The sequence below is a fragment of the Micromonospora marincola genome, assembly GCF_056150385.1.
Genome location: NZ_JAXCFT010000001.1, coordinates 830,353 through 842,647, shown reverse-complemented (window position 1 = coordinate 842,647; position 12,295 = coordinate 830,353). Strand labels below are relative to the sequence as shown.

The window sequence follows — 12,295 nt, the reverse complement described above, 5'->3', positions numbered from 1 at the left end:
GCGGGCCGCCGGTAGCCGCCGTGCTCAGCCGCCGAAGCCGGAATCTGCGGGAAGCGAGATGTCGGGCTTTTCGAGCTCTTCCACATTGACGTCTTTGAACGTCATTACTCGGACGTTCTTGACGAACCGGGCGGGACGGTACATGTCCCACACCCAGGCGTCATGCATCTCGACCTCGAAGTAGACCTCACCGTCGGAGTTGCGGACGTGCAGGTCCACCTGATTGGCCAGGTAGAAACGGCGCTCGGTCTCCACGACGTAGGAGAACTGGCGGACAATGTCGCGGTACTCCCGGTAGAGCTGCAGCTCCATCTCGGTCTCGTACTTCTCGAGATCTTCCGCGCTCATCGCACTCCGCCTTCCATGACCACATCTTCCCCCACCGACACCGGAGGTCGCGGCTGCTCGCCCAACGCCACGCCGACGGTACCCCCTGGCGCGCCGGAGTGCTCCATCGGCTCGTCCCGACGCCCGGCGGGCGGCCCGGGCGGCGCCGCGCCGGGCTCCGGCGAGGCCGGCCGGCGGGCGCGGGGAGGCCGCCCGTCCCGCCCGGAGACGGTGGCCACGTTCACGTACGAGAAGCGGTGCTCCCGGCACGGGCCCAGTTCCCGCAGCGCGGCGCTGTGCTCGGCGGTGATGTAGCCCTTGTGCTCGGCGAAGCCGTAGCCGGGGAACCGTCCGTCCAGGTCCACCATGATCCGGTCCCGGGTGACCTTGGCGAGCACGCTCGCCGCCGCGACGCAGGCGGCCACCCGGTCGCCCTTCCAGACCGCCAGCCCCGGCACGTCGAGCCCGTCGACGCCGAAGCCGTCGGTCAACACGTAGTCCGGGCGGGTGGCCAACGAGGCGAGCGCCCGGCGCATCGCGGCGAGGTTGCACACGTGCAGCCCACGGGCGTCGACCTCCTCGGCCGGGATGATCACCACGGCGTACGCCAGGGCCCGCGCCACCACCTCGTGGTAGACCCGTTCCCGGGCCGCCGGGGTGAGCAGCTTCGAGTCGGCCAGCTCGTCGATCTCGCCGCGCCGCCCCTCGGGCAGCACCGCGGCGGCGGCCACGAGCGGCCCCGCGCACGCCCCCCGGCCCGCCTCGTCGGCGCCCGCCACGTGCCGAAAGCCCCGTCGTTGCAGGGCCCGCTCCAGCGCGTAGAGCCCGCCGTCGCGGCGTACCACAGTGCGCGGCGGGGTCAGCACCCGCGGCTCCCGGCCAGCACGCGACCGAGCCGGTCGGGCAGATCGGTCGGGTAGTAACGCTCGGCGGTGGCGGCCAACTCGGCCACCGCCCACCAGCGGTGCCCGTGCACGCTGGCCCGCTCGATCTCGTCGAAGCCCGCGGTGTCGACCTCCCACCCGGGCACCCGGACGAGGTAGAACTCCTGCTCCTGGCGGTACCAGACGCCGTCGAACGGGAAGTCGATCGTCTCGGACCAGACCGGCGCGCCCAGTTCGGTCGGGCTCAGCCGCAGGCCGGTCTCTTCGGCCAGCTCACGCGCCGCGCCTTCGGCCGGGGTCTCCCCCGGGTCGAGCCCGCCGCCGGGGGTGAACCAGTAACGGTGCCCCGGCCGGCCCGGGTCGCTGCCGTCGAACAGCAGCACCCGGTCGGACCCGTCGACAAGCAGCACCCGGGCCGCGCGACGTGGGGTGTAGACGGTCACCGCACCAGCCTGCCAGATGTCGGGGAGGGCCGTCGCCTCAGGGATTGGGGATCCCGTCGAACGGCTTGGGCACGGTGAGCCAGGTGGCCCGGTCGACAGGCCAGAAGATGGTGAAGGCCCGACCGACGACCTCGCCCTCCGGGATGGTCGCCTCGGTGATGTCCTCGCCGGACTGCTGCCAGTGCTCCAGCGAGTCACCGGAGGCCTCCCGGTGGTCGCCCATCACCCACAGTCGACCCTTCGGCACCGTGATGTCGAAGTCCTGGTCGGCCGGCTTGTTGCCGGGGTAGACGAACGGCTCGTCGATCGGCTTGCCGTTGATGATGAGCCGTTCCTGCCCGCCGTCGCGGTCGCAGCAGACCACGTGGTCGCCGCCGACACCGATCACCCGCTTGATGAAGTCCTCACCGTCGGGGTTTCCGCTCCACTCGGTGGGCGCCTTGAAGACGATCACCTCGCCGCGGTGCGGCGAACGGAAGTCGTAGACCAGCTTGTTGACAAGCACCCGATCGTCGATCTTGAGGGTGTTCTCCATGGACGGCGACGGGATGAAGAAGGTCTGCAGCACGAAGGCACGAACCAGCACTGCGACCAGGATCGCCACACCGAGGAGGATGGGCAGCTCCTTCCAGAAGGAGCTGCGCGGCTTTTCGGTCTGCTCGTCAATCACGGGAGGAGCCTACGTCCCCGGGTACGGCGCAGTCGCCCCGAACCCGCGAGAACGGTGAGCATGGCCGTGACCGGAAGGATCAGCACGACTCCACCCACCGGGTCGGGGTCGGCCGGGGCCGGACGGGCCGCCGCGGCGTCCGGGCGGGGCAGGCCCGCGAAGGTCTCCGGTACGGGAAGACTGGTCCACCGCTGCGACGGCCACACGATCATGAAGGCGCGGCCGATGACGTTGTCGATCGGCACCGGACCCTGACACCTGGCGTCCTGCGACACCAGCCGGTGGTCGCCCATCACGAAGATCTGCCCCGGTGGCACCACCACCTCGGTGAACTGCCGGGAGCGGCACTCCTTCGGGTTGGGCGGAAGGTCGACCGGGGAGTCCTCGGTGACGTACGCCTGCTCCTCCAGCGGCACGCCGTTCACGACGACCCGGCCGTCGTCGCAACACCAGACCTTGTCGCCGGGCACCCCGATGACGCGCTTGATGAAGTCCTTCTCACCGGGGCGGCTGACGCCGATCAGGTCACCGAGGGTGCGGCCGATCTTGCCGGTGAGGTTCGTCGGCGGGGCGGGCGCCTCCTGGGCGACCCAGCGGTCGGTGCCCCGGAACACCACGACCTCACCGCGGATCGGGTCGCGCATGTCGTAGACGACCTTGTTGACAAGCACCCGGTCGCCGATGAGCAGCGTGTTCTCCATCGACCCGGAGGGAATGAAGAATGCCTGGAGCAGGAACGTGCGGATCAGCACCGCCAGGCAGAACGCCACGATCAGCAGCAGCGGCAATTCCTGCCAGAGCGGCATCTGCCGTCGGGAACGCCGGGCCCGCCGGCGCCAGGGATCGACGGTGCCGTCCTCGTCAAGCATCTGCACCATGCCACTCTCCGGTCCGCGGAAACGACACTACCGCCCGGGAGTCTCCTCGCGGAGACCCCACGGGCGGCAGTGGACCGTTTCGCGCCGTCCGGCTGCGCCCGTACCGACCAGGGTAATGCGCTCCGGTCGATACGACATCCGCGCAGCTCGGGCGGCGTGGCGAACGAGGTCAGTTCGCCGGCTGCTTCTCCCGCAGCTCCTTGATCTTGGCCTTCTTGCCACGCAGCTCGCGCAGGTAGTAGAGCTTGGCGCGCCGCACGTCACCACGGGTCACGATCTCGATGCGGTCGATGCCGGGGCTGTTCAGCGGGTAGGTCCGCTCCACGCCGACGCCGAAGCTGATCTTGCGGACCGAGAAGGTCTCGCGCAGGCCGTCACCCTGGCGACGGATCACGACGCCCTGGAAGATCTGGACCCGGGACCGGCTGCCCTCGACGACCCGCGCGTGCACCTTGACGGTGTCACCGGCGCGGAAGTCGGGCAGATCGGCACGCTTCGACTGGGCGTCAAGGGCGTCCAGGATGTTCATCGCGGTGTCCTCGGGAGGCTCACGGCGCATCGTCAATCGATGCGCGAACGGGTGATTCTGACCCCCGGGTGGCGGCCGGCGACGCCGGCCCCGGTCGAGGGTCCTCGCAGCCGCCCACGGCGTGGACGGATGCGGCAACCCCTCTACTTTGCCACACGCTCCGGCGGCACCGGAAACCCACCCCGGTCCAGGGCCGCCCGATCCCGCCGGTCCAGGCTCTCCGGCGGCAGCGCGCCGATCATGTCGGGGCGGCGGGCCGCCGTGCGACCCAGCGCCTCGTCGCGCCGCCAACGCGCGATCCGGGCGTGGTCGCCGGAGCGGAGCACCTCGGGCACGTCGAGCCCGCGCCAGGTCGCCGGCTTGGTGTAGAGCGGAGCCTCCAGCAGCCCGTGCGCGTGCGACTCCTCGTCAAGCGAGCCGGCATTGCCGAGCACCCCGGGCAGCAGCCGGGTGACCGCCTCCAGGATGACAAGCACTGCCACCTCGCCGCCGAAGAGCACGTAGTCGCCGAGGGAGACCTCGGTCACCGGCATCCGGGTCGCCGCATGGTCGAGCACCCGCTGGTCGATGCCCTCGTACCGGCCGCAGGCGAAGAGCAGGTGCGACTCGGCGGCCAGCTCGTGCGCCATGGCCTGGGTGAACGGGACACCGGCCGGCGACGGCACGAGCAGCCGGGGCAGCGTGTGCCCGTCCGGGCTCAGCTCGTCGGGGGCCAGCGCGTCGAGCGCCTCACCCCAAGGCTCCGGCCGCATGACCATGCCCGGGCCACCCCCGTAGGGCGTGTCGTCGACCGTGCGGTGCACGTCGTGGGTCCAGGTCCGCAGATCGTGTACGGCCAGCCGCAGCGCGCCGTTCGCGCGGGCCCTGCCGATCAGCGACAGGTCCAGCGGGGCGAAGTAGTCCGGGAAGATCGACACGATGTCGACGCGCATGCGGTGGCTCCAGCTACAGGTCGAGCAGACCGCCCGGCGGGTCGACGACGACCCGACCGCCGGCGAGATCCACCTCGGGCACGATCGCCTTGACGAACGGGATGAGCGCGGTGCGCCCCTCGGGACGCCGCACCACAAGCAGGTCGGAGGCGGGTGCGTGGTCGATGCGGTCCACCTCGCCGAGCCGCTCACCGTCCGGGGTGACGACGGCGAGCCCGACCAGTTGGTGGTCGTGGAACTCCTCCGGGTCCTCCGGTGCGGCGACGTCGGCGCTGTCCACGCCGACAAGCGTGTTGCGCAGCGCCTCGGCGACGTCACGGCCCAGCACGCCGGAGAACACGACGAGCAGCCGGCCCTGGTGCCAACGCGCCGACTCCACGGTCAGCTCCGGCGGCACCCGCCAGGCGCCGGGCTCGGCCGGAACCGCCCCCGGCTCGGTGACAAGCACCGAACCGGGGGCGAAGCGTGCTTCGGGCTCATCGGTCCGCACCTCCACGGTGACCTCACCGCGGATGCCGTGCGGCTTGCCGATCCGACCGACGACGAGAAGCATCAGTACGAGTCGACGATGTCGACGCGTACCCCACGCCCACCGATGGAGCCGATCACCTGGCGCAGCGCCTTGGCGGTCCGGCCGGACCGCCCGATCACCGTACCGAGATCCTCCGGGTGCACGCGGACCTCGAGCCGCTTGCCCCGACGGGAATCGACCATCCGCACCCGGACGTCGTCCGGGTGGTCGACGATTCCCTTGACCAGGTGCTCCAGGGCGGGACGCAGTGGCATGTCAGGCCTGCTCACCGGACTCGGCACCGGTCTGCTCGGCGGCCTTCGGCTCCTCGGTCTTCGGGGCCTCGGCCTCCGCCTTCGGGGCCTCCGCCTTCGGGGCCTTCTTGGCCGGCCTGGCCGGGGTCTCCGCCACGCCGGCGGCGGCCTTCGCCTCGGCCTCGTACGCCGCCTTGCGGTCGACCCGCTCCGCGGCGACCTTCAGCGGCGGCGGCGCCGGCAGGCCCTTGAACTTCTGCCAGTCACCGGTCAGCTCCAGCAGGCGCTGCACGGCCTCGCTCGGCTGAGCGCCGACGGACAGCCAGTACTGGACCCGCTCCGACCTGACCTCGATCACCGAAGGGTCTTCCTTCGGCTGGTACACACCGACGAACTCGATCGCGCGACCGTCACGCTTGGTGCGCGAGTCGGCGACGACGATGCGGTACTGCGGGTTGCGGATCTTGCCCATCCGCAGGAGCCGGATCTTTACGGCCACAGTTGTTTCGCTCCTGTTGCGATCTCACCGGCCCGTACGGGCGGTGTGGCGGGTGAGCGCCGACCGGCACAGTGGGGTTTGGGCCGGAGACTGCTCGGTGAACTGGCGACGCGCCCGGGTTAGAGGGCGCCGGACGCGCGCCGGATACCAGCGGTCCATTCTGCCAGATCCGCGCCGGAACGCTCACACCGGACCCGGCGCGTACGCCTCGGACGAGCCGGACGGTGACGAAGGACACGTGTTCAGCGCACCGGCGGTCGGTCCCAACCGGGCGGCATTTCATCCGGAATGTCCCAGTCTGGGGGCGTGAAGTCGCGCCACGTCCCGTCGAACGGGAACCCACCCGCCTCGGCCAGCCGGATCACCCGCTCCCCCTCGGCGCGGACCGCCTTCTCGTCGGCCACCCAGTAGTGCTCCGGAAAGGCGAGCCGCTCCGCGAACTCATCCTCGTCCTTCCACTCCCAGGTCAGGTCCGGGTGCACCACCACGTCGAGATCCTGGTCCACGATGTCGACGCCGGCCACCGCGCCGTCGTCCCAACGGACGCCGGGCTCCTCCAGGTTGACGTACCAGTTCTTGAACCGGCCCCGCTCGTCGGTGAACCACCACACCGAGTGGGCGGCGCCCGTGGGCAGGAACTTGAGCACCGGCGGCCCGTTCCACGTGTCGCGCCTCAGCGCGTACGACGAGGTGATCCACTCGGTGAACGGCACCGCGCGCATGTTCAGCCCGGCGGCGGTCACCTCGTACGCCACCGGCGCGTGCCGTGCCACCCAGAGCAGCAGCCCGCGCTCGTCGTCGGAAACCACACGGGCCGCACGGACCCACCCGATCCGCCCGTGTCGCACGTTGCGGTGCAGGACCAGCCGGCCGGGTTCGAAGCGCACGCTCACCATCCCTCACTTGTTAAGAGGGGGCCCCGCCTCTACCGAATGCGTTAAGCGGGGGCCCCTCCTTACACCTCAGTAGGCGCGGGCGAGGATGGCTACGAGGTCGGGCTCGTCCTCGGTGTCGGGGACGGAGCCGTCGGCGCGCAGCAGGCAGCGAACCGTCACGCCCTGCGCGTTCGCCTCGGCCTCGCCGGGCACGCCGACCGCCGACCACGGCACCATCGCCCAGCCGGTGGTGGTCGCCTCGATCCCCTCGGCAAGCGTCGACACCTCGACGGTGCGGGACCTGCGGAACTCCAGCGCCTGGTCGTGCAGCGCCCGCTGGTCGGCGTCGAGTGCGGCAAGCACCGCGCCGACCACGTCGGCCACCGGCGTGGGGGCCTTCGAACCGTCCGTCCGCCGGACCACCACCGCGTTGCCGGCGGCCAGGTCGCGGGGGCCGACCTCGACGCGTACCGGGTAGCCGCGCAGCTCGGCGTCGACGGCGCGGCGGCCGAACGCGGTGTCGGTCCGGTCGTCGAGCGCGACCCGGACACCCGCGTCGCGCAGCGCGTCGCGCAGCTTCGCCGCCGCCTCACTGACGCCCTCGCCGTCCTTCACGATCATCACGTACGCCTGGACCGGCGCCAGCTTCGGCGGCACCCGCAGCCCGTTGTCGTCGCCGTGGCACATGATCAGCCCGCCGAGCATCCGGGTCGAGGTGCCCCAGGAGGTGGTCCACGCGTGCTCCCGGCCGCCCTCGGCCGAGGAGTAGCTGATGTCGAACGCCTTGGCGAAGTTCTGGCCCAGCTCATGGCTGGTGCCCATCTGGAGCGCCTTGCCGTCGCCCATCATGCCCTCGCACGTGTACGTGGCGGTGGCGCCGGCGAACCGCTCCCGGGCGGTCTTCAGGCCGACCACCACCGGGATGCCGAGCACGCTGACCATCAGGTCCTCGTACGCCTCGTGCAGGATCCGCCGCGCGTAGGCGCGGGCGTCGTCCCGGGTGGCGTGCGCGGTGTGCCCCTCCTGCCAGAGGAACTCGCTGGTACGCAGGAAGATCCGCGGGCGCAGCTCCCAGCGGACCACGTTCGCCCACTGGTTGAGCAGCAGCGGCAGGTCCCGGTAGGAGTCGATCCACTTGGCCATGAACTCGCCGATCACCGTCTCGCTCGTGGGGCGGACCACCACCGGCTCGGCGAGCTGCTTGCCACCACCGTGGGTGACCACGGCGAGCTCCGGCGAGAAGCCCTCGACGTGCTCGGCCTCGCGCTTGAGGTAGCTCTCCGGGATGAACAGCGGGAAGTACGCGTTCTCCGCGCCGGCCGCCTTGATCCGGGCGTCCATCTCGGCCTGCATCCGCTCCCAGATGGCGTAGCCGGCCGGTCGGATGACCATGGTGCCCCGAACCGGGCCGTTGTCGGCCAGCTTCGCCTTGGCGATCAGGTCCTGGTACCAGCGGGGAAAGTCCTCCGCACGGGGAGTTAGCACGCGTGCCATGACCGCACATCTTATGCGCCGCGCGCGCCGCCGCTGCGCCGGGGAGCCGGCCCGCGCCGTGTCGCGCCCATCGGCCGTAGACTTCGACGGCGATGGGTGAGGCACGGGACGCGATCGTCGAGGCCGCCCGGGCACTGGCCGTGGCCCGTGGCTGGGACGGCGTCCGGATGGGCGCGGTGGCCGAGGCGGCCGGGGTGAGCCGGCAGACGGTCTACAACGCGTTCGGCACCAAGGCGGGCCTGGCCGAGGCGCTCGCCCGGCACGAGGTGGACCGGTTCGTCGGCGAGGTCCGGGCCGCGCTTGACGAGCACGGCGCCGACGTGCGGGCGGCGGCGTACGCGGCGATCGGCCGCACGCTCGCCTCCGCCGCCGACAATCCGCTGATCAAGGCGATCCTGACCAGCGCGCGGGGCGGTTCGGACGAGCTGTTGCCCTATCTGACCACCCGGTCCGAGCTGGTGCTCGCCGAGTCGACCACGGCGTTGCTGGAGTGGGCGGGTCGGCACCTGCCCGACGCCGACCCGGCGGCCCTGGCGTTCGCGGCGGACAGCATCGTCCGCCTGGTGGTGAGCCACATCGTGCTGCCGTCAGCCCCGGTGGACGACACCGCCGCCCACCTCGCCGACCTGGCCGTGCACCTCTTCCTCGCTGCCACCGCGGCACGCTGAGGCCGGTCAGCGGATCACTTGGCCGCGCAGGATGATGTGGGTGGGTGCGGTGACCACGCGCAGGTCGCGGCGTGGGTCCTCGGGATAGACCACCAGGTCGGCGAGGCCGCCCTCGACCAGGCCGGGGAAGCCGAGCCACTCCCGGGCCCGCCAGGAGGCGGCGGCCAGCACGTCCTCGGCGGGCATCCCGGCCCGCTCGTGCAGCAGCAGCATCTCCTGGGCCGCGAGCCCGTGGTCGATGCCGCCGCCCGCGTCGGTGCCGACGTAGATCGGCACGCCCGCCTCGTGGGCGGCGCGGACCACGTCGGGGAAGCGGTCGCGCAGGGCGATCATGTGATCGGCGTACCCGGGGAACTTCTCCCGGGCCTGGTCCGCGATGTGGCCGAAGGTCCGGATGTTGATCATGGTGGGGACCAGCGCGGTGCCCTGCCGGGCCATCAGGTCGATCAGGTCGAGGCTCAGGCCGGTGCCGTGCTCCACCGAGTCCACCCCGGCCCGGACCATCGTCGCCACCGCCGACTCGGAGAACGTGTGCACCGCGGCGCGTACCCCGGCGGCGTGCGCGGCGGCGACCGCCGCGGTCATGGTGTCGGCGTCCCAGGCCGGCGCGAGGTCGCCCACCCCCCGGTCGATCCAGTCGCCGACCAGCTTGACCCAGCCGTTGCCGGCGGCGGCCTGCGCCGCCACGGTCGCGGCCACCTCGGCCGCGCCGACCTCGACACCGATGTCGCGCAGGTAGCGCTTGGGCGGCGCGACGTGCCGGCCGGCGCGTGCGAGTCGCGGCAGTCCCGGCTCGTCCTCCAACTCGGGGTACGGGTACGGCGAGCCGGCGTCCCGGATGGCCAGCACGCCGGCGTCCCGGTCGATCCGGGCCAGCTCCCGGGCCTGGTCGAGCGAGGTGATCGGGGCGCCGCCACGGGCGATGCCGATGTGGCAGTGCGCGTCGGTCAGACCGGGCAGCACGAAGCCGCCGTCGGCCACCGTCTCGGCGCCCGGCACCGGTTCGAAGGTGACCCGGTCGCCGACCAGCCAGGCGTCCCGGACCTCGTCGTCGGGAAGGAACACACCGCGCACATGCAGAGCCATGTGCACAGTCCTACCCGATCACTCGTCCGCGCCGGCCAGCAGGTCGTTGCGGCGCGCGGTCAGGGCCGGCAGGTCGACGGAGACCTTCCACGGCCGCTCGGTGACGAACAGGTCCTCGGTGTGGGTCACCTGCTCGTACTCGCGGGCGACGCCGCCGAGCGTGTATTCGGTGAGCGCGATCCGCTCCTGCTGCGGGTCCACCACCCAGTAGGAGGCGACCCCGGCGCGGGCGTAGACCTTCGCCTTGTCGTAGAGGTCGCGGAAGTGCGACGTCGGGGAGACGACCTCCACCGCGAGCAGCGTGTCCTCGATCGGGACCGGTGAGCGGCCGGCGTGCTTGCGCCGGATCACCACCACGTCCGGCCGCGGCTCGTTGCGGCGGTCGACCCGCATGGACAGGTCGATGGTCACCAGAAACTCCGGCGGGCAGTTGGTGCGCAGCGCGAGCAGCAGTTCGACGCAGATTTCCTGGTGCAGGGCGGTGGGGGACGGCACGATCAACCTTCCGTTGATCAGTTCGTACGGAAGGTCCTTCGGCAGGTCACCGAGGTCGTCGACCGTCCACTCGTGCCGCTCCGGCAGGATCGGGGCCGCGGTCATTGACATCTCCTTCCAGGGGGACGACATCACTCTACGAAAGTTTGACGTCGCCCACCGTCACCGACACGCGTCAGCGCGGGCCCTTGTCGCCGCCCTTGCCGAGCTTGTTGAAGTCGATCTTCGGCAGCTTGAAGCCCGGGGGCAGGCCCTGGCCGCCGGCCAGGTCGCCCGGGTCCAGGCCCGGCGGGAGCTGCGGCATGCCGCCGGGGAAGCCGCCCGCCGCGCCGGCCCCGGTACGCGGCCGGTTGCCGCCCTTCGTGCCCTTGCGCTTGTTCTTCGGCGACTTGGTCGCCTTGCGCCGGCCGCCGCCGGGCAGGCCCATCATGCCGCCCATCTGCTTCATCATCTTCTGCGCGTCGGCGAAACGGTTGAGCAGTTGGTTGACGTCCATCACGGTGACGCCGGAACCGTTGGCGATGCGGGCCCGCCGCGACCCGTTGATGATTTTGGGGTTGGTGCGCTCGGTCGGGGTCATCGACCTGATAATCGCGGTGACCCGGTCGAAGTGCTTGTCGTCAAGCTCGGCGATCTGGTCCTTCATCTGCCCCATGCCGGGCATCATGGCCAGCACGTTGGCGATCGGGCCCATCCGCCGGACCGCGATGAGCTGATCGAGGAAGTCCTCAAGCGTGAAGGTCTCCCCGCCCATCAGCTTGGCGGTCATCTTCTCCTTCTGATCGGAGTCGAAGGCCGCCTCGGCCTGCTCGATCAGCGTGAGGACGTCGCCCATGCCGAGGATCCGGCTGGCCATCCGGTCGGGGTGGAAGACGTCGAAGTCCTCAAGCTTCTCGCCTGTGGACGCGAACAGGATCGGCTGGCCGGTGACCTCCCGGACCGACAGCGCGGCGCCACCGCGGGCGTCACCGTCGAGCTTGGAGAGGACCACGCCGGTGATGCCGACACCGTCGCGGAACGCCTCGGCGGTGCGGACCGCGTCCTGACCGACCATCGCGTCGATGACGAAGATGACCTCGTCGGGCTGGACCGCGTCGCGGATGTTCGCGGCCTGCTGCATCATCTCGGCGTCGATGCCGAGCCGGCCGGCGGTGTCCACGATGACGATGTCGCGGGCGGCCCGGCGGGCGTGCTCAATCGAGTCGCGGGCGACCTGCACCGGGTCGCCGACGCCGTTGCCGGGCGCCGGGGCGTACACCTCGACGCCGGCCCGGCCACCGAGCACCTGGAGCTGCCCGACGGCGTTGGGACGCTGGAGGTCGGCGGCGACGAGCAGCGGCTGGTGCCCCTGGCCCTTGAGGAAGCGGGCCAGCTTGCCGGCGAGGGTCGTCTTGCCGGAACCCTGGAGGCCGGCCAGCATGATCACCGTCGGCGGGTTCTTGGCGAACTGGAGCCGCCGGCCCTCGCCACCGAGGACGTTGATCAGCTCCTCGTTGACGATCTTGACGATCTGCTGGGCCGGGTTGAGCGCCTGGGAGACCTCGGACCCGCGGGCCCGCTCCTTCACCGCCGTGATGAAGCCCTTGACCACCGGCAGGGCGACGTCGGCCTCCAGCAGCGCCATCCGGATCTCGCGCGCGGTGGCGTCGATGTCGGCGTCGGTGAGCCGGCCCTTGCCACGGAGCTTGGTGAAGATCCCGGACAGGCGGTCACTCAAGGTGTCAAACACGCGAACATCCCGTTTGTCGTC

General features: G+C 71.3%; 16 protein-coding genes. 1 reads left to right on the top strand and 15 read right to left on the bottom strand.

Features of this window, described 5'->3' with window-relative positions; genetic code table 11:
- Nucleotides 1-24: 24 nt before the first annotated feature.
- The 12 genes from SM450_RS04035 to proS all read right to left on the bottom strand — a co-directional run bounded on the left by SM450_RS04035 (nt 25) and on the right by proS (nt 8,296).
- Nucleotides 25-348: a DUF2469 domain-containing protein gene (locus tag SM450_RS04035; RefSeq protein ID WP_007075222.1), complete on the bottom strand. Its 324-nt coding sequence runs from the start codon at nt 346-348 to the stop codon at nt 25-27.
- The gene (locus SM450_RS04030; protein ID WP_474618260.1) at nt 345-1,193 is read right to left on the bottom strand and encodes a ribonuclease HII; all 849 of its coding nucleotides are present in this window, start codon (nt 1,191-1,193) and stop codon (nt 345-347) included. Before SM450_RS04030 ends, SM450_RS04035 begins: the two co-directional genes overlap by 4 nt.
- Entirely contained in the window at nt 1,187-1,654 is a 468-nt protein-coding gene (locus tag SM450_RS04025) for an NUDIX hydrolase (RefSeq protein WP_474618259.1), read from the bottom strand. Before SM450_RS04025 ends, SM450_RS04030 begins: the two co-directional genes overlap by 7 nt.
- Before the next feature lie 37 nt (nt 1,655-1,691).
- On the bottom strand, nt 1,692-2,324 hold the full coding sequence (gene lepB / locus SM450_RS04020; RefSeq protein WP_474618258.1) for a signal peptidase I: 633 nt from the start codon (nt 2,322-2,324) through the stop codon (nt 1,692-1,694).
- Nucleotides 2,321-3,202, bottom strand: coding sequence for a signal peptidase I (gene lepB / locus SM450_RS04015; protein ID WP_474618257.1), 882 nt, complete (start codon nt 3,200-3,202; stop codon nt 2,321-2,323). The genes lepB (SM450_RS04020) and lepB (SM450_RS04015) overlap by 4 nt, the downstream gene beginning before the upstream one ends.
- A 169-nt stretch (nt 3,203-3,371) precedes the next feature.
- Nucleotides 3,372-3,731: a 50S ribosomal protein L19 gene (gene rplS, locus SM450_RS04010; RefSeq protein WP_091064199.1), complete on the bottom strand. Its 360-nt coding sequence runs from the start codon at nt 3,729-3,731 to the stop codon at nt 3,372-3,374.
- Between the two features lie 143 nt (nt 3,732-3,874).
- A complete protein-coding gene (gene trmD / locus SM450_RS04005; RefSeq protein ID WP_474618256.1) occupies nt 3,875-4,663 on the bottom strand; it encodes a tRNA (guanosine(37)-N1)-methyltransferase TrmD in 789 nt (262 codons plus the stop codon).
- A gap of 13 nt (nt 4,664-4,676) precedes the next feature.
- The gene (gene rimM, locus SM450_RS04000; RefSeq protein ID WP_474618255.1) at nt 4,677-5,216 is read right to left on the bottom strand and encodes a ribosome maturation factor RimM; all 540 of its coding nucleotides are present in this window, start codon (nt 5,214-5,216) and stop codon (nt 4,677-4,679) included.
- On the bottom strand, nt 5,216-5,476 hold the full coding sequence (locus tag SM450_RS03995) for an RNA-binding protein (RefSeq protein WP_176308690.1): 261 nt from the start codon (nt 5,474-5,476) through the stop codon (nt 5,216-5,218). The genes rimM and SM450_RS03995 overlap by 1 nt, the downstream gene beginning before the upstream one ends.
- Nucleotides 5,451-5,927 carry a 30S ribosomal protein S16 gene (rpsP, locus tag SM450_RS03990; RefSeq protein ID WP_474618254.1) on the bottom strand — a complete coding sequence of 159 codons (477 nt, stop codon included), beginning with the start codon at nt 5,925-5,927 and terminating at the stop codon, nt 5,451-5,453. Before rpsP ends, SM450_RS03995 begins: the two co-directional genes overlap by 26 nt.
- Before the next feature lie 242 nt (nt 5,928-6,169).
- Nucleotides 6,170-6,814 (bottom strand): ribonuclease FAU-1 family protein, encoded by a 645-nt coding sequence (locus tag SM450_RS03985; RefSeq protein WP_474618253.1) that lies wholly within the window; start codon nt 6,812-6,814, stop codon nt 6,170-6,172.
- Between the two features lie 75 nt (nt 6,815-6,889).
- Nucleotides 6,890-8,296, bottom strand: coding sequence for a proline--tRNA ligase (proS, locus tag SM450_RS03980; protein ID WP_474618252.1), 1,407 nt, complete (start codon nt 8,294-8,296; stop codon nt 6,890-6,892).
- 92 nt (nt 8,297-8,388) lie between these two features.
- Between proS and SM450_RS03975 the strand changes: the two genes are divergently transcribed.
- Complete coding sequence (locus SM450_RS03975) at nt 8,389-8,964, top strand: TetR/AcrR family transcriptional regulator (protein WP_474618251.1); 576 nt, start codon at nt 8,389-8,391, stop codon at nt 8,962-8,964.
- Between the two features lie 6 nt (nt 8,965-8,970).
- Here SM450_RS03975 and SM450_RS03970 read toward each other — a convergent pair whose 3' ends face one another.
- The 3 genes from SM450_RS03970 to ffh form a co-directional block, all read right to left on the bottom strand.
- Nucleotides 8,971-10,050, bottom strand: coding sequence for an amidohydrolase family protein (locus SM450_RS03970; protein WP_474618250.1), 1,080 nt, complete (start codon nt 10,048-10,050; stop codon nt 8,971-8,973).
- Between the two features lie 18 nt (nt 10,051-10,068).
- Nucleotides 10,069-10,650, bottom strand: coding sequence for a Uma2 family endonuclease (locus SM450_RS03965; RefSeq protein ID WP_474618249.1), 582 nt, complete (start codon nt 10,648-10,650; stop codon nt 10,069-10,071).
- A gap of 70 nt (nt 10,651-10,720) precedes the next feature.
- Nucleotides 10,721-12,274 (bottom strand): signal recognition particle protein, encoded by a 1,554-nt coding sequence (gene ffh / locus SM450_RS03960; RefSeq protein WP_474618248.1) that lies wholly within the window; start codon nt 12,272-12,274, stop codon nt 10,721-10,723.
- Nucleotides 12,275-12,295 lie beyond the last annotated feature (21 nt).

Coding starts and splice junctions, on each gene's coding strand:
- SM450_RS04035 (WP_007075222.1), bottom strand. CDS start 348: ATGAGCGCGGAAGATCTCGAGAAGTACGAGACCGAGATGGAGCTGCAG.
- lepB (WP_474618257.1), bottom strand. CDS start 3,202: ATGGTGCAGATGCTTGACGAGGACGGCACCGTCGATCCCTGGCGCCGG.
- rplS (WP_091064199.1), bottom strand. CDS start 3,731: ATGAACATCCTGGACGCCCTTGACGCCCAGTCGAAGCGTGCCGATCTG.
- trmD (WP_474618256.1), bottom strand. CDS start 4,663: ATGCGCGTCGACATCGTGTCGATCTTCCCGGACTACTTCGCCCCGCTG.
- rimM (WP_474618255.1), bottom strand. CDS start 5,216: ATGCTTCTCGTCGTCGGTCGGATCGGCAAGCCGCACGGCATCCGCGGT.
- proS (WP_474618252.1), bottom strand. CDS start 8,296: ATGGCACGCGTGCTAACTCCCCGTGCGGAGGACTTTCCCCGCTGGTAC.
- SM450_RS03975 (WP_474618251.1), top strand. CDS start 8,389: ATGGGTGAGGCACGGGACGCGATCGTCGAGGCCGCCCGGGCACTGGCC.
- SM450_RS03970 (WP_474618250.1), bottom strand. CDS start 10,050: ATGGCTCTGCATGTGCGCGGTGTGTTCCTTCCCGACGACGAGGTCCGG.
- SM450_RS03965 (WP_474618249.1), bottom strand. CDS start 10,650: ATGACCGCGGCCCCGATCCTGCCGGAGCGGCACGAGTGGACGGTCGAC.